The organism is Streptococcus sp. STR1/CE/0325 (genome assembly GCF_055386095.1).
This window is the reverse complement of sequence record NZ_AP045018.1, coordinates 17,102-37,500: the sequence shown is the minus strand read 5'-3', so window position 1 is coordinate 37,500 and position 20,399 is coordinate 17,102. Positions and strand designations below refer to the sequence as shown.

At 44.8% G+C, this 20,399-nt stretch carries 15 protein-coding genes, 11 tRNA genes, 5 rRNA genes and 1 pseudogene (1 of these 32 cut by a window edge); 9 read left to right on the top strand and 23 right to left on the bottom strand.

Annotated elements, in window-relative coordinates; translation table 11 throughout:
- The 3 genes from ACZ49W_RS00235 to ACZ49W_RS00225 form a co-directional block, all read right to left on the bottom strand.
- Positions 1-222, bottom strand: a 23S ribosomal RNA gene (locus ACZ49W_RS00235); it reaches 2,677 nt to the left of the window's first position.
- Positions 223-343: 121 nt separating this feature from the next.
- A tRNA-Ala gene (locus ACZ49W_RS00230) sits at positions 344-416 on the bottom strand.
- Between the two features lie 64 nt (positions 417-480).
- Positions 481-2,028 (bottom strand): 16S ribosomal RNA (locus ACZ49W_RS00225).
- The 16S and 23S rRNA genes sit together here with 1 tRNA gene alongside, the layout of an rRNA operon.
- A 283-nt stretch (positions 2,029-2,311) precedes the next feature.
- On the opposite strand from ACZ49W_RS00225, the gene ACZ49W_RS00220 reads away from it, so the two are divergent.
- The 3 genes and pseudogenes from ACZ49W_RS00220 to ACZ49W_RS00210 all read left to right on the top strand — a co-directional run bounded on the left by ACZ49W_RS00220 (position 2,312) and on the right by ACZ49W_RS00210 (position 3,848).
- The gene (locus ACZ49W_RS00220) at positions 2,312-2,533 is read left to right on the top strand and encodes a hypothetical protein (protein ID WP_464813367.1); all 222 of its coding nucleotides are present in this window, start codon (positions 2,312-2,314) and stop codon (positions 2,531-2,533) included.
- A gap of 224 nt (positions 2,534-2,757) precedes the next feature.
- Positions 2,758-2,901, top strand: a pseudogene (locus tag ACZ49W_RS00215) (tyrosine-type recombinase/integrase); the annotation flags it as partial.
- A 107-nt stretch (positions 2,902-3,008) separates the two neighbouring features.
- Positions 3,009-3,848, top strand: coding sequence for an alpha/beta fold hydrolase (locus ACZ49W_RS00210; RefSeq protein ID WP_464813366.1), 840 nt, complete (start codon positions 3,009-3,011; stop codon positions 3,846-3,848).
- A gap of 118 nt (positions 3,849-3,966) precedes the next feature.
- Here ACZ49W_RS00210 and rpmG read toward each other — a convergent pair whose 3' ends face one another.
- From rpmG to rpsO, 7 genes are all read right to left on the bottom strand, one after another.
- Positions 3,967-4,116 (bottom strand): 50S ribosomal protein L33, encoded by a 150-nt coding sequence (rpmG, locus tag ACZ49W_RS00205; protein WP_002262412.1) that lies wholly within the window; start codon positions 4,114-4,116, stop codon positions 3,967-3,969.
- Between the two features lie 15 nt (positions 4,117-4,131).
- Entirely contained in the window at positions 4,132-4,302 is a 171-nt protein-coding gene (gene rpmF / locus ACZ49W_RS00200; RefSeq protein WP_464813365.1) for a 50S ribosomal protein L32, read from the bottom strand.
- A gap of 349 nt (positions 4,303-4,651) precedes the next feature.
- A complete protein-coding gene (locus ACZ49W_RS00195) occupies positions 4,652-5,038 on the bottom strand; it encodes a Mini-ribonuclease 3 (RefSeq protein WP_464813364.1) in 387 nt (128 codons plus the stop codon).
- Positions 5,031-6,374, bottom strand: a complete 1,344-nt coding sequence (cysS, locus tag ACZ49W_RS00190) for a cysteine--tRNA ligase (RefSeq protein WP_464813363.1) — start codon at positions 6,372-6,374, stop codon at positions 5,031-5,033. Before cysS ends, ACZ49W_RS00195 begins: the two co-directional genes overlap by 8 nt.
- Positions 6,375-6,377: 3 nt before the next feature.
- Complete coding sequence (locus ACZ49W_RS00185; RefSeq protein WP_464813362.1) at positions 6,378-7,130, bottom strand: SseB family protein; 753 nt, start codon at positions 7,128-7,130, stop codon at positions 6,378-6,380.
- Positions 7,127-9,262 (bottom strand): polyribonucleotide nucleotidyltransferase, encoded by a 2,136-nt coding sequence (pnp, locus tag ACZ49W_RS00180; protein ID WP_464813361.1) that lies wholly within the window; start codon positions 9,260-9,262, stop codon positions 7,127-7,129. The genes ACZ49W_RS00185 and pnp overlap by 4 nt, the downstream gene beginning before the upstream one ends.
- Before the next feature lie 181 nt (positions 9,263-9,443).
- Complete coding sequence (gene rpsO, locus ACZ49W_RS00175) at positions 9,444-9,713, bottom strand: 30S ribosomal protein S15 (protein WP_002883618.1); 270 nt, start codon at positions 9,711-9,713, stop codon at positions 9,444-9,446.
- Between the two features lie 191 nt (positions 9,714-9,904).
- Between rpsO and def the strand changes: the two genes are divergently transcribed.
- The 4 genes from def (at position 9,905) to ACZ49W_RS00155 (ending at position 12,635) form a co-directional block, all read left to right on the top strand.
- Entirely contained in the window at positions 9,905-10,519 is a 615-nt protein-coding gene (gene def, locus ACZ49W_RS00170; RefSeq protein ID WP_464813360.1) for a peptide deformylase, read from the top strand.
- Between the two features lie 98 nt (positions 10,520-10,617).
- Entirely contained in the window at positions 10,618-11,046 is a 429-nt protein-coding gene (locus ACZ49W_RS00165) for a MarR family winged helix-turn-helix transcriptional regulator (RefSeq protein WP_464813359.1), read from the top strand.
- A 69-nt stretch (positions 11,047-11,115) separates the two neighbouring features.
- A complete protein-coding gene (locus ACZ49W_RS00160) occupies positions 11,116-11,667 on the top strand; it encodes an NADPH-dependent FMN reductase (RefSeq protein WP_464813358.1) in 552 nt (183 codons plus the stop codon).
- A 122-nt stretch (positions 11,668-11,789) separates the two neighbouring features.
- On the top strand, positions 11,790-12,635 hold the full coding sequence (locus tag ACZ49W_RS00155; RefSeq protein ID WP_464813357.1) for a CHAP domain-containing protein: 846 nt from the start codon (positions 11,790-11,792) through the stop codon (positions 12,633-12,635).
- A gap of 656 nt (positions 12,636-13,291) precedes the next feature.
- Here the strand turns inward: ACZ49W_RS00155 and ACZ49W_RS00150 are convergent.
- From ACZ49W_RS00150 to ACZ49W_RS00090, 13 genes are all read right to left on the bottom strand, one after another.
- Positions 13,292-13,365, bottom strand: a tRNA-Pro gene (locus ACZ49W_RS00150).
- A gap of 8 nt (positions 13,366-13,373) precedes the next feature.
- Positions 13,374-13,447: transfer RNA gene (locus ACZ49W_RS00145), tRNA-Arg, on the bottom strand.
- A gap of 9 nt (positions 13,448-13,456) precedes the next feature.
- A tRNA-Leu gene (locus ACZ49W_RS00140) sits at positions 13,457-13,542 on the bottom strand.
- Between the two features lie 6 nt (positions 13,543-13,548).
- Positions 13,549-13,620: transfer RNA gene (locus tag ACZ49W_RS00135), tRNA-Gly, on the bottom strand.
- Positions 13,621-13,625: 5 nt separating this feature from the next.
- Positions 13,626-13,698 (bottom strand) — tRNA-Thr (locus tag ACZ49W_RS00130).
- Between the two features lie 11 nt (positions 13,699-13,709).
- A tRNA-Leu gene (locus ACZ49W_RS00125) sits at positions 13,710-13,791 on the bottom strand.
- A 5-nt stretch (positions 13,792-13,796) separates the two neighbouring features.
- A tRNA-Lys gene (locus ACZ49W_RS00120) sits at positions 13,797-13,869 on the bottom strand.
- A gap of 27 nt (positions 13,870-13,896) precedes the next feature.
- Positions 13,897-13,969, bottom strand: a tRNA-Asp gene (locus tag ACZ49W_RS00115).
- 17 nt (positions 13,970-13,986) lie between these two features.
- Positions 13,987-14,059, bottom strand: a tRNA-Val gene (locus ACZ49W_RS00110).
- A gap of 3 nt (positions 14,060-14,062) precedes the next feature.
- A 5S ribosomal RNA gene (gene rrf / locus ACZ49W_RS00105) occupies positions 14,063-14,178 on the bottom strand.
- A gap of 191 nt (positions 14,179-14,369) precedes the next feature.
- Positions 14,370-17,268: ribosomal RNA gene (locus ACZ49W_RS00100) — 23S ribosomal RNA — on the bottom strand.
- A gap of 121 nt (positions 17,269-17,389) precedes the next feature.
- Positions 17,390-17,462, bottom strand: a tRNA-Ala gene (locus ACZ49W_RS00095).
- 64 nt (positions 17,463-17,526) lie between these two features.
- A 16S ribosomal RNA gene (locus ACZ49W_RS00090) occupies positions 17,527-19,074 on the bottom strand.
- A 283-nt stretch (positions 19,075-19,357) separates the two neighbouring features.
- On the opposite strand from ACZ49W_RS00090, the gene ACZ49W_RS00085 reads away from it, so the two are divergent.
- A complete protein-coding gene (locus tag ACZ49W_RS00085; RefSeq protein WP_464813356.1) occupies positions 19,358-19,552 on the top strand; it encodes a hypothetical protein in 195 nt (64 codons plus the stop codon).
- 304 nt (positions 19,553-19,856) lie between these two features.
- Complete coding sequence (locus ACZ49W_RS00080; protein WP_464813355.1) at positions 19,857-20,378, top strand: sigma-70 RNA polymerase sigma factor region 4 domain-containing protein; 522 nt, start codon at positions 19,857-19,859, stop codon at positions 20,376-20,378.
- The last annotated feature ends 21 nt before the right edge of the window (positions 20,379-20,399 follow it).

Genomic DNA, 20,399 nt, shown 5'->3' with positions numbered 1-20,399 from the left:
TGCTTTCTCTTCCTGCAGCTACTTAGATGTTTCAGTTCACTGCGTCTTCCCTCCTCTACCCTTAACAGGTAGGGATAACAGGCATAACCTGTTGGGTTCCCCCATTCGGACATCTCTGGATCTACGCTTACTTACAGCTCCCCAAAGCATTTCGTTGTTCGTCACGTCCTTCATCGGCTCCTAGTGCCAAGGCATCCACCGTGCGCCCTTACTAACTTAACCTTATTTTTTTGACTCTACTCTTAAGTCTCGTATTACAGCGTTTCGGTTTATTTTCTTGTTACTATTTGATATAGATATTCAATTTTCAATGGACTAAACTTAGGATAACAAACGTACCCTATGGAGCCTAGCGGGATCGAACCGCTGACCTCCTGCGTGCAAAGCAGGCGCTCTCCCAGCTGAGCTAAGGCCCCACAAGACCTCTCAAAACTAAATAAGAACCAAGTAAATCCGTGCAGTATTTCTACTGTTCCTTAGAAAGGAGGTGATCCAGCCGCACCTTCCGATACGGCTACCTTGTTACGACTTCACCCCAATCATCTATCCCACCTTAGGCGGCTGGCTCCTTACGGTTACCTCACCGACTTCGGGTGTTACAAACTCTCGTGGTGTGACGGGCGGTGTGTACAAGGCCCGGGAACGTATTCACCGCGGCGTGCTGATCCGCGATTACTAGCGATTCCGACTTCATGTAGGCGAGTTGCAGCCTACAATCCGAACTGAGACTGGCTTTAAGAGATTAGCTTGCCGTCACCGACTCGCAACTCGTTGTACCAGCCATTGTAGCACGTGTGTAGCCCAGGTCATAAGGGGCATGATGATTTGACGTCATCCCCACCTTCCTCCGGTTTATTACCGGCAGTCTCGCTAGAGTGCCCAACTTAATGATGGCAACTAACAATAGGGGTTGCGCTCGTTGCGGGACTTAACCCAACATCTCACGACACGAGCTGACGACAACCATGCACCACCTGTCACCTCTGCTCCGAAGAGAAAGCCTATCTCTAGGCCGGTCAGAGGGATGTCAAGACCTGGTAAGGTTCTTCGCGTTGCTTCGAATTAAACCACATGCTCCACCGCTTGTGCGGGCCCCCGTCAATTCCTTTGAGTTTCAACCTTGCGGTCGTACTCCCCAGGCGGAGTGCTTATTGCGTTAGCTACGGCACTAAGCCCCGGATAGGGCCTAACACCTAGCACTCATCGTTTACGGCGTGGACTACCAGGGTATCTAATCCTGTTCGCTACCCACGCTTTCGAGCCTCAGCGTCAGTTACAGACCAGAGAGCCGCTTTCGCCACCGGTGTTCCTCCATATATCTACGCATTTCACCGCTACACATGGAATTCCACTCTCCCCTTCTGCACTCAAGTCCCGCAGTTTCCAAAGCGTACTATGGTTAAGCCACAGCCTTTTACTTCAGACTTACGAAACCGCCTGCGCTCGCTTTACGCCCAATAAATCCGGATAACGCTCGGGACCTACGTATTACCGCGGCTGCTGGCACGTAGTTAGCCGTCCCTTTCTGGTAAGTTACCGTCATAGTGTGAGCTTTCCACTCTCACACCCGTTCTTCGCTTACAACAGAGCTTTACGAACCGAAGTCCTTCTTCACTCACGCGGCGTTGCTCGGTCAGGGTTGCCCCCATTGCCGAAGATTCCCTACTGCTGCCTCCCGTAGGAGTCTGGGCCGTGTCTCAGTCCCAGTGTGGCCGATCGCCCTCTCAGGTCGGCTATGTATCGTCGCCTTGGTAGGCCTTTACCCTACCAACTAGCTAATACAACGCAGGTCCATCTCTTAGTGACGCTCTTGCGCCTTTCAAACCTATGCCATGCAGCATAAGCTGTTATGCGGTATTAGCTATCGTTTCCAATAGTTATCCCCCGCTAAGAGGTAGGTTACCTACGCGTTACTCACCCGTTCGCAACTCATTAGAGAGAAGCAAGCTCCTCTCCTCTGCGTTCTACTTGCATGTATTAGGCACGCCGCCAGCGTTCATCCTGAGCCAGGATCAAACTCTCGTTTAATGCTTACTCAAGCTATCACTAGCTTCTTTTTTATTGACGGGTTACTTGTGTAACCCTTACTTGGTTGTTTCTTATTTAGTTCTCAAAGGTCTTTCTATCGCTCTCTCAAGCGACAACTATTATATTCTAGCAAACTTATTCCTCACTGTCAACACCTTTTTTAAACTTTTTTTACTTTTTTCTAACCTTTACTCCTAAAGCTGACTTTCTGGACATTTCTGTCATGGTTAAAAAGGACGACTTCAGATAAAATGAATGCATCACAAAAATTGAGGAGGAACTAATGATTAAAGCAAAATATGCTCTTTGGGAATTTATCTATATCGAAAAGGAGGATGAACTCTATCTCTTTCCTATTCTTATTAAAACTAGCATTGAGAAACTAAAAAAGAAAAATCATGACTACCTAAAATGGGCGTCACCTTATAACCCGAAAAATCTATTGACCGAAAAAAGAAAACAACTAACAGAAACTAAAAATGAATGTGGAATAATAAACAATTAAAATTTTAAAAAAAGATAATGACAAACTTGATTTTAAAAGTTTGTCTTTTTAATTCTCCTCAAACTATTTAAGCGGAGGACGCACATAGAAGTAGAGAGAAAGGCTTTGTTTATAAATAAAACCAAAAAAATTGAAGAAAATATCCCCAAATGGACTTTTTCTTCAATCTGACCAACGGCTCAATCTTTGATTTTTATTTATCAAACAGGTAAGGCAGAAGGTTAAAGGAACGTTATCGCGCTGACCTTAAGACCAAGGAAAGTGTTTGCACGATTCCAATGAGCCCTGAGGTGGAGAAAATATTACGGCATTACATTGATAGAAATAAGTTTCAAGCTCAATTCAATCCGACTTACCAAGACTTAGGACCTTCATAGGGTATCATTATTTATGATAAGTATATCATATATTGATACTAGTAAAGAAATTTTTTGAGTGTTATAATAAATACAAATTAGAAGTGAGGTAAGAAAAAATGAAATATAATAAAATAATGGTAAATGGTTTGGAAGTCTTTTATCGTGAAGCTGGACAAGCTGATAAACCTGCTTTCTTATTGTTACATGGTTTCCCATCAGCTAGTCACCAATTCCGCGAATTAATGCCACTATTGGAGAAGGATTTCCATCTCATTGCTCCTGATTTAATCGGATTTGGACAGTCCGAGGCTCCAAATCATGCTAATTTTGATTATACTTTTGATAATTTAACAGTTTATGTTGAAGGTTTATTATCTGCTTTAGACATTGAGAAATTTTATCTTTATGTATTTGATTATGGAGCTCCTATTGGCTTTAGGATTGCAAGTAAGTACCCTGAACGCATTCTGGGTATTGTTAGTCAAAATGGGAATATTTATGAAGAAGGCTTAGGGAAAAAGTGGGAAGCTCGAGCAGAGTATTGGAAAAATCCGACACCTAAACTAAGAAAGGAATATCAAAGTGCATTTGCTCCACAAACCATTATTGGTCAATACTCTGGTGGTGAAGACATCAGTAAGTTATCTCCCGATGGGTATTTGTTGGATATCTATTATTCACAATCTGAAGGTTATGCTGAAAGACAATCTGACCTGATTTTTGATTATCAATCAAACGTTGCACTCTATCCAAAATTTCAAGCTTATCTCAAAAAATATCAACCTAAGCTATTAGCGGCTTGGGGAAAGAATGACCCAAGTTTTGTTTATCAAGGGGCACTTGCTTTTGCCAAAGATAACCCTAATAGTCGAATTGAATTGTTAGATGGAGGACATTTTGCTCTTGAAACTCATGCTAAAGAAATTGCCAACCTCATTATAGATTATTTTAAATAATATTTACTTTAGATATACTGCCATCTAAAATTAATCAGATAAAAATCAGACAAAACTGTATTTAGAATAACAGAAAAAGCCTAGAAACGTTGATTTCGTAGGCTTTTAATGTATTCAATTATTTCACCTCAGTGAAAATCACGTGTTTACGTAATTTTGGTGAATATTTCTTCAATTGAAGACGGTCTGGAGTATTACGTTTGTTTTTAGAAGTGAGGTACAAGCGTTCACCAGATTCTTTGTGTTCAAGTGTAATATTTACGCGCATGATGTCTCCCTTCTATTATTTAGCGGCTGCAGCTTTGCGTGCTTTGTACTCTTTAAGAGATACACGGTGAGAACGTTTGTATTCTCCTGTTGTTGCATCGAATTGAATCGTTGGAGCTGCTAATTTGTAATGGGTACGACGTTTATTTTTCTTCGCTTTTGAGGTGCGACGTGCAGGAACTGCCATAGTAATCTGATCCTTTCATGAATTAAATTTTGATAATCATTTTATCAACTTTAATAGAATACCATAGAAATGGTGTAAAGTAAAGTCCCTTGACAAATTTTTAGTCATCTTTTTCCTCCTCCTTTAAAATCATATGTTATTTAGCCTTGTTTTCTGCTTTTAAAGATAATGTTCTTTCATCATTTTTGGTATATACAAGGATATTACAAACATCAGAAAAGATACAGCACTTAATCGATGAAAAAAGAGGAATTCCATATCTGCTACTCCTCACGAAAAATAGAATTTTCTTATCTCATTGACAAAGTCCAAAATTTTACCCCCAGTTCTTGTGAACTTGGGGGTAAAATTATTGTTCAATTTTTTGAATACACCAAACAATCAGGGTTTCTAATCTCTCGATTTGGTTACTCATATGAAGATAGCCAAGCACCGCCTCAAATCCGGTGGACATGCGGTAAGTAATCACATCGGTATTTTTAGCCTTGGTGTGGCTATTGGCATTGCGTCCTCGCTTGTAGATGAGCTCTTCTTCCTCTGTCAACATCCCTTCTTCTAACATCTGGTTAATCAGCATAGCTTGTGCTTTTGCGGATACATAGCGGGTTGCGACCTGATGGAGACGATTGGGCTTGGTTAGGCCTTGAAAAATCAGATGACGCCTGATATAAGTGGAATAAATGGCATCCCCTTCAAAAGCTAGGGCGATCCCGTTGAGCAGTTTCACGTCAATCACGCGTCCACCTCACGCCTTCTTTGGTATCAAGGAGTTTGATGCCTTGTTCTGCCAATTGATCGCGGATGGCATCGGCTCTTGCAAAATCCTTATGCGCACGCGCTTCTTGTCGCTCTAGAATCAAAGCCTCAATCGCTTCATCTAAAATCTCTTCTTCAAAGACCAAACCAAAGATGGCTAACAACTGACCAAAAGCATCCTTAATTTCAGGCGTATAGTGACCTGAGTTAATCCACTTAGCCAAATCAAATAAAGCGGTCACGCCATTTGCTGTATTGAAGTCATCATCCATAGCCACTGTAAAACGTTCAAGGTAAGCCGTCAATTCTTCTTTGCTCCCTTGGCCCGTCAAGGGATGTTCAAAGGTGCGCTTGAGATAAGCGACATTTGTTTTAGCATCCTGCATGGCCTTATCCGTATAGTTGAGCGGTCGTCTATAATGTTGACTGGCTAAGAAGAAGCGCAACACCTGTCCGTCCACTCGTTCTAGCAAATCGTGGGCTGTGACAAAGTTTCCTAGCGATTTGGACATTTTCTCATTGTCAATATTGAGCATGGCATTGTGCATCCAGTAATTGGCAAAAATTTTTCCAGTCTTGGCTTCACTTTGAGCGATTTCATTGGTATGATGGGGAAACTCAAGGTCTGCTCCCCCACCATGAATATCAATGGTCTCTCCCAAGAGTTCTGTCGCCATGACCGAACACTCAATATGCCAGCCCGGACGACCTTCTCCCCAAGGGCTAGCCCAAGCAATCTCCCCTGACTTGGCTGTTTTCCATAGAGCAAAATCAAAAGGATTTTCCTTGAGGGCTTGATCGGTATCCAAACGCCCACTAGCACCACTTTCTAGCTCAGCTAGCGTTTTATTAGCCAATTTGGCGTAGTTGTGAGACTTCGCCACACGGAAGTAAACATCCCCTGCCGAAGTATAAGCAAAGCCTTTTTCAATTAAGACCTCAATAAAGGCAATAATCTCTGAAATATAATCAATCACGCGCGGATGCTTGGTCGCAGGCTTGACCCCAAGGGCCTTAGTATCCTCTTTAAAGGCTGCGATAAACCGATCGGACAACTCCTTGGGCGTTATTCCTGCCTCTTTTGCTGCACGGATAATCTTGTCATCCACATCCGTAAAATTGGAAATATAAGTCACCTCATAGCCACGATACTCAAAGTAGCGCCGAATCGTATCAAAGGCCACCACGCTTCTAGCATTTCCGATATGAATATAGTTATAGACCGTTGGACCACAGACATACATCTTGACTTTCCCCGCTTCAAGTGGGGTAAACTCCCTTAGACTTCTGGTCAGGGTATCATAGATTTTTATCATAGGCTACTCCTCTAGATCAGACCAACTAATAAGGATTTGTTGGTCGTCAAAAGGATTGACCACAATCCCTACCGTGTCGTCAATGCCGCTTTGGTCCTCGTTTGGATGGTAGATATCGTCAATCTTCCAAGCCAGAACCAGACCACCAGCCTCTCTAAAAGGCTTTCCAAAATCTGGATGATTGTACCATTTGGCAAAACTTTGGAGATTAGAAAAAACAGGGACATAGCTCTTCTTTGCCTGATCGGACATGGTCGGAAATAGACGATTAAACTCACCATTGTCTTTTAGGTCAATAAAGGCTGGCACAAAGTAAATCTTTTCTAGCGTATCTGCCGCTAGATTTTCTTCACTCATGATGGCATTGAGTAAAGTGGTAAAATTATTGATAAATTGGACCAGATCGTTATTTTTAAAAACCGTTGAATTGCCAAAATCGCCCTCTTTTTTGAGATTGTAAACCAGACCAGATAAGTCATGGACAATCGCTTCTTCTAGCACTTCTAGGCTAGAGCGAAGCACCCAGTCTTGTTTGTTGGCACTGGCTTGTTCTTTTTTAAAGGCATCAAGGTCAGCTTGATCTGTAAAGACTGGTGCCACTTTTTGCCCATCGACCTTGATGGCATAGGGCTTGCTGCTAGCCAAAACAGGGTAGTTGTTCAGAGCATGCACCAAAGCAATGCCATCTAAAAAGTTATCCGGCGTGTGGATAAAGGCTCTTAGCCGTTGGTCAAGTTCTTGATTAAGCTCTGTCATTCTCTATTTTCCTCCTCTTTTTTCACCGCTTTTGGTGGACGTGGCAAAAGCGCCTTCATGGAAGCATCTACCCGTCCTTTTTCATCAATTTTGGTGATCTTAACACTCACCACATCTCCGACTTCAACCAAGTCTTCCACACGATTGACACGCGACCAAGCCATTTCAGAGATGCGTACCAAGGCATCGGTCTTGTCAAAAAGATTGACAAAGGCACCAAATTTCTCAATTCTGACCACCTTGGCCTCATAGACTTCACCGACCTTGGCTTCACGCACAAGACTTGCGATAATCTCCTTGGCACGATTGATGGCCGCTTGATCACTCGAAAAGATAGCAACATTGCCTTCTTCGTCAATATCAATCTTGACCCCTGTTTCTTCGATAATCTTGTCAATGGTTTCACCACCCTTACCAATAACAATGCGAATCTTGTCCACATCAATCTTGATGGTGTCAATCTTAGGTGCAGTCGGTGCCAACTCTGCTCTTGGCTCTTGAATCGTTGCTTCAATGACATCTAAAATTTCAAAACGCGCTTTTTGCGCTTGAGCTAATGCTTCTTCTAAGATTTGTGGTGTAATCCCTTCAATCTTGATATCCATCTGAAGGGCAGTAATCCCATCGCGCGTTCCAGCTACCTTAAAGTCCATGTCTCCAAAATGATCTTCCAAACCTTGAATATCCGTTAAAATGGTATAATGCTCCCCATCTGAAATCAAGCCCATAGCAATACCAGCCACTGGGGCTTTAATCGGAACACCACCCGCCATCAAGGCTAGAGTTCCCGCACAAATAGAAGCTTGAGACGAAGAACCATTGGACTCTAGAACCTCTGCCACAAGACGAATAGCATAAGGGAAGTCCTCTAAGCTCGGCAAGACCTGCTCCAAAGCTCGCTCTCCCAAAGCACCGTGACCAATCTCACGCCGACCAGGAGCCCCGTAACGCCCTGTTGACCCGACAGAATATTGCGGGAAATTGTAGTGATGCAAAAAGCGTTTTTTGTACTCTGGATCAAGTCCATCGACAATCTGCGTCTCTCCCATCGGGGCCAAGGTCAAGACAGACAAGGCCTGCGTTTGCCCCCGCGTAAACAAACCTGAACCATGCACCTTAGGAAGAAAATCAATGCCTGCCTCCAGCGGACGGATCTCATCCACCCGACGGCCGTCAGGTCTGATTTTATCCTCCGTAATCAAGCGACGCACTTCAGCATGTTCCATCTGCTCCAAGATCTCAGCCACATCACGCATGATACGCTCAAATTCTTCGTGGTCCTCATAGCGCTCTTGATAAACAGCCATGACTTGTTCTTTGACCGTTTCTGTTGCTTCTTCACGCGCTAATTTTTCTTCAACTTGAACAGCTGCCTGTAAGTCACTGTTATAAGCTGCAATGATTTCAGCCTGCAAGTCTTGGTCCACTTGCAAGAGTTCTACATCTGCTTTTTCTTTCCCTACTTGAGCAACGATCTCCTCTTGAAAGGCAATCAATTCCTGAATGGCTTCATGCCCCTTTAAAAGCGCCTCTAACATCACTGCTTCTGGCAATTCCTTGGCCCCAGATTCCACCATATTGATAGCATCTTTGGTCCCAGCTACAGTCAACTCCAAGAGAGACTGCGCCATCTCCTCAGCACTTGGATTGATAATCAATTGCCCATCAATATAACCCACTTGCACGCCTGCAATCGGTCCATTAAAAGGAATATCTGAAATCGCCAAAGCAAGAGAAGAGCCAAACATAGCCGCCATCTCTGGGCTACTATCTTCGTCATAGGACAAGACCGTGTTGATGACCTGAACCTCGTTTCTAAAGCCTTCCGCAAACATCGGACGAATAGGGCGGTCAATCAAACGAGCCGTCAAGGTCGCATGGGTAGAAGGACGTCCCTCACGTTTGTTGAAGCCTCCTGGAAATTTGCCTGCCGCATACATCTTTTCTTCATAATTGACCTGTAAAGGGAAGAAGTCCCCTGTACTCATCTTTTTAGACATGGTTGCAGCCGTGAGAACCGTAGAATCCCCGTAGCGCACCACACAACTGCCGTTGGCTTGTTTGGCTACCTGACCAATCTCAACCACTAAGGGTTTGCCATAAAACGACCGTTCAAAAACCTGTTTACTCATCTGATACTCCTTTTGATTATTTCTCACGTTCTTGCCACAAAAATCAAAACAGCAAACTGCTATCCTCATTTTTGTCTCAAGAGCGCTTGTTTTTATTTTACCATATTTTCAGGCGATAGGTAAGTATTCTTCCACATAGAAAAAAGCCCCTGATAGCAGGAGCTTTGGGTTTGGTTTTCGATTAACGACGAAGACCAAGTGAGCTAATCAATTCGCGGTAACGGTTAACGTCGGTACGACGAAGGTAAGCAAGCAAGTTACGACGGTGACCGATTTTTTTCATCAAACCACGGTAAGTTGCATGGTCTTTTTTATGTTGTTTGATGTGTTCGTTAAGGTGGTTAATTTCCCAAGTCAAAACAGCCACTTGCACTTCTACACTACCTGTGTCACCTTCGTGACGAGCGTATTGAGCGATGATTTCATTTTTTTTCTCTTTTGAGATTGCCATAAGTTTGTTCTCCTTTATTTGCTTAATCCGAGTGCTAGGCTTTGGCTACCCTAGAACCAAGAAAAAGTTGGTATTTTGTCTGATTCGACCTTATCAGTCTATCAGATTTTTTAACTTCTGTCAACGACCCTGCTTTATTTATCCCTGCTTTTATGTTAGACTTAAATAGTTAGCGCAAAGAGGAGGAATTTATGTCAGTTATTCAACGCTTAACCAAACCCAGCCATCTGATTACCATGGACGATATCATTAGAGAAGGGAATCCGACACTACGTGAGGTAGCCCAAGAAGTCCCCCTTCCCTTATCAGATGAACACATCATTTTAGGGGAGAAAATGATGCAATTTCTCAAAAACTCCCAAGATCCCATCATGGGAGAAAAACTAGGACTAAGAGCTGGAGTGGGACTGGCTGCTCCCCAGCTAGACCTCTCGCTTAGGGTCATCGCCCTCTTGGTTCCCAATATGCCAGAAGAGGAGGGAGAGGTTCCAGAGGAGGCTTACAGCCTACAAGAGATCATGTATAATCCCAAAATCGTCTCTCACTCTGTCCAAGAAGCCGCCCTATCTGAAGGCGAAGGCTGCCTTTCAGTTGACCGCCCTGTTGAGGGATATGTCATCCGACACGCTCGTATTACGGTCGAATACTTTGACAAAGACGGTCAGAAAAAACGTCTCAAATTAAAAGGCTACAACGCCATCGTCGTCCAGCATGAGATTGATCATATCAATGGCATCATGTTCTATGACCGAATCAACCCTACCCAACCATTTGCCATGAAAGATGGACTACTCATTATCGAATAAAATCAAGCACCGTCTGTAACAGATGGTGCTTCTTTGATTGACTTTCGGGCAAAAACATGATAAACTATCACTAATTAGTAATATAAGAAAGGAAAACCATGGATAAAAAAGAGCTTGATCTACCTGTCAAAGCCATGATTGTCTTTCGAAAAGCTCAATGGAGCATTGACAATCAAGTTTCGGACAGCTTTAAAAACCACGACCTCACTCCCACACAATTTGGAGTTCTTGATGTTCTTTACAGCCGAGGAGAGATGAAAATCTGTCAACTCATCGAAAAACTCATGGCCACATCTGGCAACATGACCGTGGTGCTTCGCAATATGGAAAAACATGGTTTGATTTACCGCAAACAAGCCAGCGATGACAAACGCGCTTCACTCATCGGACTCACAGAAAAAGGGAAAGAACGCATCAAACAGACCCTTCCAGAACACCTTGAAGCCGTCCACCGAGCCATGTCCGTCCTCACTTCAGATGAACAAGAAACCCTCATCACCCTCCTCAAGAAATTTAAACAATTGTGAGCTAATCACTTTACAAAACTAAAAAAATTAGTTATTATTACTACATAGTAATAAAAGGAGACACATCTTATGACTAAAAATATTTTATTTATCGTTGGATCTCAAAGACAAGGATCTTTTAACGGACAAATGGCTAAAATCGCCGAATCTTACCTTGAAGGCAAGGTAAATGTCAACTACCTTGACTTCTCAAAAGTCCCTGTTTTCAACCAAGACCTTGAAACACCTGTTCTTCCTGAGATTGCTCAAGTTAGACAAGCTGTCTTGGATGCCGATGCCATCTGGATTTTCTCACCTGTCTATAACTTCTCTATCCCAGGACCTGTGAAAAACCTCCTTGACTGGTTAAGCCGTGCCATGGATCTCTCTGAAACACGTGGTCCTTCTGCCATCAACGAAAAACTCGTAACCGTTTCTTCTGTTGCCAATGGTGGACACGACAAACTCTTTGCCATCTATGAAGACCTCCTTCCTTTCATTCGCACAACTGTTGTTGAACCTTTTACAGCTAGCCGTGTGAATGACAGCGCTTGGGCAGACGGCAAACTTGTCCTAACAGACGAAGTCGCAGCAGAACTTAAAACACAAGCTGACGCTCTTTTAAACGCTATCGAAGCCTAATAAACCAGCCCATCTTAGTCTGAATCAGACTAAGATTTTCTTTTTGTTCCCGATCATTTTTTCTAATCTTTGACCATAACTTACGAATAGACTAGGTGATTCTAAAATAAAGGAGATTTATTATGAAGTGGTCAAAATACCTTTTTTCTAGTCTAGCCTTAGGGGCTCTTTTCTTCCCTCTTCAGGAGGTCAAGGCAAACAACGTTACCAAGGTTGAAGTCATCAACTGGGCAAAATCCCTTGCCAATCAAGGTCAAGGAGTGGATTATGATGGGGTTTACGGCAGACAATGTGTCGATCTGAGCAACTGGATTCTAGGGAAATACTTTGGACGCTCCATTTGGGGAAATGCCATCAACCTATTAGATAGTGCCCAACAAGCTGGCTACACCGTTATCCGTTCAGGAAATGGTGATAGCCCGCGTGCTGGTGATATCTTTGTCATGCGCACCTATGCGCACGTTTACGGTCATACAGGCCTTGTGATTTCAGATAGTAACGGCGGTATCATGCAAACCATCGAGCAAAACGTTGATGGTGGCCCAACTGCTCTGACACTTGGTGGCCCTGCTCGCTACCGCAATCGTGGTCTGTCAAGTTCAGATGGTGTCATTATCGGTTGGATCCGCCCACCATATCAAGACGGTAACCAAAGTATCACAGCTTCTGTTTCACCAGTAACAGGCACGACTACTCCAGCCTCAACTGGAAATTATCGAAAACTACGAGATGAAAAAGGGCGATTCACCGTAGCACTTGAACGACTAAACATCCGAAGCGCACCAAGCACAGCTGGAGAGCCTGTTGCTTACTATACAAAGGGAGGCAGCTTCTACTACGACAGCGTTTATATCGGAGATGGTTACATTTGGCTATCCTATATCGGTGCCTCTGGTCAACGTCGCTATGTTGCCTATGGCCCAGAACAAAATCAAAAATTGATTACCGCCTACGGCACCATCGGATAAAATACTCTTATTGTTCGCTTAGTATAAAAAATTAGACAATTCATTTCACTCAAGGATTTAGTCTTGTACCAGATAGACTAAATCCTTTTGGCATATCAAAAGCGATGAGGAGCTTGATCTTGTCTTTTTAAAGTTGCGAAAATCAAAGGCTTGAGCTTTTATGCCTTTGTTTTGTCTCTGCCCTCTAATCTCTCTAGAATAATGATAAAAGAGATTGCCCTTGTTTCTATAAAACTCATCACAAAACAATAACTTAGGCAAATGTTAAAAATTGTTTTTGAAAGTGAACTGATTAAAGTTGTCTATGAGCTGAATAAACTGAGCTATGAAAACACTTAGCGACAGCGGTATTGGTGAAACGATTTGATGATTTTTCTTGACGAGAAAGGGCTTCAGCGAGCGTCTCTTTGCAACAGTTTTTACACTTCCTCGCAGAACGGACAGTCAGTTTTGCGCGGAGAAATCTAGCTGAGCCGTGATTTCCAGACAGACAAGACAGTGATATTTGGGGATTTTATTCCAATCAATTTTGTAGTATTCTTAATATGTTCCACGTGACACTTTCTAATGTAAGTTTAACCATTTTTCATTATAAATCACATGGAACTTTTTGTAGTCAAAAAAAGGAAGCTATAATAGCTTCCTTTTTCTTCATATCGGGAAGACAGGATTCGAACCTGCGACACCTTGGTCCCAAACCAAGTACTCTACCAAGCTGAGCTACTTCCCGTTATGCTATGCACCCTAGAGGATTCGAACCTCTAACCGCCTGATTCGTAGTCAGGTACTCTATCCAGTTGAGCTAAGGGTGCTCATTTCTATGCCGAGGACCGGAATCGAACCGGTACGAAAGTTACCTTTCGCAGGATTTTAAGTCCTGTGCGTCTGCCAGTTCCGCCACCCCGGCCCCTCAAGCGAACGACGGGATTCGAACCCGCGACCCCCACCTTGGCAAGGTGGTGTTCTACCACTGAACTACGTTCGCTTTAATGCCGGCTACATGACTTGAACACGCGACCCTCTGATTACAAATCAGATGCTCTACCAACTGAGCTAAGCCGGCCTATCTCTTTATGCGGGTTAAGGGACTTGAACCCCCACGCCCTAAGGCGCCAGATCCTAAATCTGGTGCGTCTGCCAATTCCGCCAAACCCGCCTATATGACCCGTACTGGGCTCGAACCAGTGACCCATTGATTAAAAGTCAATTGCTCTACCAACTGAGCTAACGAGTCTGACTTCTACTAGATTCTCATCTAATACGGTCCCGACGGGAATCGAACCCGCGATCTTCGCCGTGACAGGGCGACGTGATAACCGCTACACTACGGGACCTTCAGTATTTCTACTTATGGGAGTTAACGGGATCGAACCGCTGACCCTCTGCTTGTAAGGCAGATGCTCTCCCAGCTGAGCTAAACTCCCTTCGCTAAGCAACGACCATATCTCACAGGGGGCAACCCCCAACTACTTCCGGCGCTCTAGGGCTTAACTGCTGTGTTCGGCATGGGTACAGGTGTATCCCCTAGGCTATCATCACTTAACTCTCTAAGTCGCTTAATCGACTCAAAATTGAATACCTTATCATTATAACAACTTCTAAACCAACTGTCAATACTTCTTAAATTGTATTCGAACTAAAAAGCTAGTGATTTAGATAAACCGTCTAAGAAATCAGGATTTCTTGCCGTTTTCCTAAAATCATACGCTCTTCTTAACGTTCTCATTACTTCATTTGGATAAGTCCTCGAGCTATTAGTATTAGTCCGCTCCATTGCTCACACAACTTCCACTCCTAACCTATCGACCTGATCTTCTCTCAGGGCTCTTACTAACTTAACGTTATGGGAAATCTCATCTTGAGGGGGGCTTCGCACTTAGATGCTTTCAGCGCTTATCCCTTCCCTACATAGCTACCCAGCTGTGCCTCTGGCGAGACAACTGGTACACCAGCGGTAAGTCCACTCTGGTCCTCTCGTACTAGGAGCAGATCCTCTCAAATTTCCTACGCCCGCGACGGATAGGGACCGAACTGTCTCACGACGTTCTGAACCCAGCTCGCGTGCCGCTTTAATGGGCGAACAGCCCAACCCTTGGGACCGACTACAGCCCCAGGATGCGACGAGCCGACATCGAGGTGCCAAACCTCCCCGTCGATGTGAACTCTTGGGGGAGATAAGCCTGTTATCCCCAGGGTAGCTTTTATCCGTTGAGCGATGGCCCTTCCATACGGAACCACCGGATCACTAAGCCCGACTTTCGTCCCTGCTCGAGTTGTAGCTCTCGCAGTCAAGCTCCCTTATACCTTTACACTCTACGATTGATTTCCAACCAATCTGAGGGAACCTTTGGGCGCCTCCGTTACCTTTTAGGAGGCGACCGCCCCAGTCAAACTGCCCGTCAGACACTGTCTCCGATAGGGATCACCTATCTGGGTTAGAGTAGCCATAACACAAGGGTAGTATCCCAACAGCGCCTCCAGCGAAACTGGCGTCCCGCTCTCATCGGCTCCTACCTATCCTGTACATGTGGTACAGATACTCAATATCAAACTGCAGTAAAGCTCCATGGGGTCTTTCCGTCCTGTCGCGGGTAACCTGCATCTTCACAGGTACTAAAATTTCACCGAGTCTCTCGTTGAGACAGTGCCCAAATCATTACGCCTTTCGTGCGGGTCGGAACTTACCCGACAAGGAATTTCGCTACCTTAGGACCGTTATAGTTACGGCCGCCGTTTACTGGGGCTTCAATTCATACCTTCGCTTACGCTAAGCACTCCTCTTAACCTTCCAGCACCGGGCAGGCGTCACCCCCTATACTTCATCTTACGATTTCGCAGAGAGCTGTGTTTTTGATAAACAGTTGCTTGGGCCTATTCACTGCGGCTGACCTAAATCAGCGCCCCTTCTCCCGAAGTTACGGGGCCATTTTGCCGAGTTCCTTAACGAGAGTTCTCTCGCTCACCTGAGGCTACTCGCCTCGACTACCTGTGTCGGTTTGCGGTACGGGTAGAGTATGATACAACGCTAGAAGCTTTTCTTGGCAGCGTGACATCACTCACTTCGCTACTAAACTTCGCTCCCCATCATAGCTCAAGGTTATAGGTACAAGCATTTAACTCATACCACCCCTCACTATTTAGACGTGCTCTTCCAATCGCACGCTTGAGTTAGCCTTCTGCGTCACTCCATCACTTCATACTCTAGTACAGGAATATCAACCTGTTGGCCATCGGATACACCTTTCGGTCTCTCCTTAGGTCCCGACTAACCCAGGGCGGACGAGCCTTCCCCTGGAAACCTTAGTCTTACGGTGGATGGGATTCTCACCCATCTTTCGCTACTCATACCGGCATTCTCACTTCTATGCGTTCCAGCGCTCCTCACGGTACACCTTCTCCACACATAGAACGCTCTCCTACCATACCATAAAGGTATCCACAGCTTCGGTAAATTGTTTTAGCCCCGGTACATTTTCGGCGCAGGGTCACTCGACTAGTGAGCTATTACGCACTCTTTGAATGAATAGCTGCTTCTAAGCTAACATCCTAGTTGTCTGTGCAACCCCACATCCTTTTCCACTTAACAATTATTTTGGGACCTTAGCTGGTGGTCTGGGCTGTTTCCCTTTCGACTACGGATCTTAGCACTCGCAGTCTGACTGCCGACCATAATTCTTTGGCATTCGGAGTTTATCTGAGATTGGTAATCCGAGATGGACCCCTCACCCAAACAGTGCTCTACCTCCAAGAATCTTAATGTCGACGCTAGCCCTAAAGCTATTTCGGAGAGAACCAGCTATCTCCAAGTTCGTTTGGAATTTCTCCGCTACCCACAAGTCATCCAAGCACTTTTCAACGTGCCCTGGTTCGGTCCTCCAGTGCGTCTTACCGCACCTTCAACCTGCTCATGGGTAGGTCACATGGTTTCGGGTCTATAACATGATACTAATTCGCCCTATTCAGACTCGGTTTCCCTACGGCTCCGCTTCTTCCACTTAACCTCGCATCATATCATAACTCGCCGGTTCATTCTACAAAAGGCACGCTCTCACCCATTAACGGGCTCGAACTTCTTGTAGGCACACGGTTTCAGGTTCTATTTCACTCCCCTCCCGGGGTGCTTTTCACCTTTCCCTCACGGTACTGGTTCACTATCGGTCACTAGGGAGTATTTAGGGTTGGGAGATGGTCCTCCCAGATTCCGACGGGATTCCTCGTGTCCCGCCGTACTCAGGATACTGCTAGGTATAAAGACTATTTCGAATACGAGGCTTTTACTCTCTTTGGCTCATCTTCCCAGATGATTCTTCTATAATCTTTAAGTCCACATCGCAGTCCTACAACCCCGAAGTGTAAACACTTCGGTTTGCCCTCCTGCCGTTTCGCTCGCCGCTACTCAGGCAATCGCTTTTGCTTTCTCTTCCTGCAGCTACTTAGATGTTTCAGTTCACTGCGTCTTCCCTCCTCTACCCTTAACAGGTAGGGATAACAGGCATAACCTGTTGGGTTCCCCCATTCGGACATCTCTGGATCTACGCTTACTTACAGCTCCCCAAAGCATTTCGTTGTTCGTCACGTCCTTCATCGGCTCCTAGTGCCAAGGCATCCACCGTGCGCCCTTACTAACTTAACCTTATTTTTTTGACTCTACTCTTAAGTCTCGTATTACAGCGTTTCGGTTTATTTTCTTGTTACTATTTGATATAGATATTCAATTTTCAATGGACTAAACTTAGGATAACAAACGTACCCTATGGAGCCTAGCGGGATCGAACCGCTGACCTCCTGCGTGCAAAGCAGGCGCTCTCCCAGCTGAGCTAAGGCCCCACAAGACCTCTCAAAACTAAATAAGAACCAAGTAAATCCGTGCAGTATTTCTACTGTTCCTTAGAAAGGAGGTGATCCAGCCGCACCTTCCGATACGGCTACCTTGTTACGACTTCACCCCAATCATCTATCCCACCTTAGGCGGCTGGCTCCTTACGGTTACCTCACCGACTTCGGGTGTTACAAACTCTCGTGGTGTGACGGGCGGTGTGTACAAGGCCCGGGAACGTATTCACCGCGGCGTGCTGATCCGCGATTACTAGCGATTCCGACTTCATGTAGGCGAGTTGCAGCCTACAATCCGAACTGAGACTGGCTTTAAGAGATTAGCTTGCCGTCACCGACTCGCAACTCGTTGTACCAGCCATTGTAGCACGTGTGTAGCCCAGGTCATAAGGGGCATGATGATTTGACGTCATCCCCACCTTCCTCCGGTTTATTACCGGCAGTCTCGCTAGAGTGCCCAACTTAATGATGGCAACTAACAATAGGGGTTGCGCTCGTTGCGGGACTTAACCCAACATCTCACGACACGAGCTGACGACAACCATGCACCACCTGTCACCTCTGCTCCGAAGAGAAAGCCTATCTCTAGGCCGGTCAGAGGGATGTCAAGACCTGGTAAGGTTCTTCGCGTTGCTTCGAATTAAACCACATGCTCCACCGCTTGTGCGGGCCCCCGTCAATTCCTTTGAGTTTCAACCTTGCGGTCGTACTCCCCAGGCGGAGTGCTTATTGCGTTAGCTACGGCACTAAGCCCCGGATAGGGCCTAACACCTAGCACTCATCGTTTACGGCGTGGACTACCAGGGTATCTAATCCTGTTCGCTACCCACGCTTTCGAGCCTCAGCGTCAGTTACAGACCAGAGAGCCGCTTTCGCCACCGGTGTTCCTCCATATATCTACGCATTTCACCGCTACACATGGAATTCCACTCTCCCCTTCTGCACTCAAGTCCCGCAGTTTCCAAAGCGTACTATGGTTAAGCCACAGCCTTTTACTTCAGACTTACGAAACCGCCTGCGCTCGCTTTACGCCCAATAAATCCGGATAACGCTCGGGACCTACGTATTACCGCGGCTGCTGGCACGTAGTTAGCCGTCCCTTTCTGGTAAGTTACCGTCATAGTGTGAGCTTTCCACTCTCACACCCGTTCTTCGCTTACAACAGAGCTTTACGAACCGAAGTCCTTCTTCACTCACGCGGCGTTGCTCGGTCAGGGTTGCCCCCATTGCCGAAGATTCCCTACTGCTGCCTCCCGTAGGAGTCTGGGCCGTGTCTCAGTCCCAGTGTGGCCGATCGCCCTCTCAGGTCGGCTATGTATCGTCGCCTTGGTAGGCCTTTACCCTACCAACTAGCTAATACAACGCAGGTCCATCTCTTAGTGACGCTCTTGCGCCTTTCAAACCTATGCCATGCAGCATAAGCTGTTATGCGGTATTAGCTATCGTTTCCAATAGTTATCCCCCGCTAAGAGGTAGGTTACCTACGCGTTACTCACCCGTTCGCAACTCATTAGAGAGAAGCAAGCTCCTCTCCTCTGCGTTCTACTTGCATGTATTAGGCACGCCGCCAGCGTTCATCCTGAGCCAGGATCAAACTCTCGTTTAAATCTTACTCATGCTATTGCTAGCTTTTTCTTTATTGACGGGTTACTTGTGTAACCCTTACTTGGTTGTTTCTTATTTAGTTCTCAAAGGTCTTTCTATCGCTCTCTCAAGCGACAACTATTATATTCTAGCAAACTTATTCCTGACTGTCAATACCTTTTTTAAAATTTTTTTAGCTTTTTTTCTTAAAATCTAGAATAGCCCCTTTCGGACATTTCTGTCATGGCTTCTCAAAGACTTTTTAGATAAAATAAAAGCATCAAACAAATATATTGGAGGCTATCATGAAAGTCAACTATACAGAGTGGGAGATCATCTACGTTCATAAGGAGGATGTCCCCTATCCTTTTCCGATGTTAATTAAGAAAAAGAGAAATCGCAATCAGTGGAAATGGACCAAGCCTTATAGCCCTCAAGGGCTATTCATCGAGAAAAGAAGGCATCAAACAAATAAGCAAAACATCATTTGTATGGGATAAGAAAAAATAGCTCGATAATATCTGCAGTAGGGAAAATCTACCTCGGATGTTATCGATCTATTTTTAGTACAAAGAAACATGTGAGACTTATAATGCAAAATGTTCAACCAAATAGTTGCCATCAAGCCTTAAAATTATGGCAAAGTCCCACGAAACAAATGTTTCTTGGGACTTCTTTTTCGTTTTTTACTGCTTGAAAAGTAGCTCTTGTCTCATTTGGACATTTGTGTCATGGGCAGATACGCTTTATTTCTCTATAATAGAGCTATCTTATCACGAAAATATCTTTTATTGAGGAGTTCCCATGACACAACACTATCAAATCTTAACCTTTCACTTTGACAATGAAGATAACTTTGAAACCCTCTACCTCAAAGTCAAGCCCATTGTACTAAAAACGGCTAGACAGTACTACATCTCACTGTGGGACAAGGGAGACTGGGAACAAGAGGGGCGCTTAATCCTGCACCTGCTCTTAGACAAACTGCCAGAACTAGCCGAGCAAGAAGACAAGCTCTTTCGCTTCTTTAAGACAAAATTCACCAACCATATCAACGATGTCATCCGAAAACAACAATCCCTAAAAAGAAAGTTTAATCAAATGCCCTACGAAGAAGTCTCAGACATGGCGCACGCTATTAAAGAAAAGGGAAAATTAGACACCCTAGATACGGTCGCCTTTCAAGACATCTGTGAGCAATTGCAGCAATTTCTTACCAAAGAAGAACAAACCCAACTCGAACTCATCTTAGCTGGAAAAACCTTCAAAGGAAAGAAAAAGCTCTTGAACAAGATGAAATCGCATTTCTCAGACTTTATGCCTTAAACATCCTAAGAAGCAACAGAA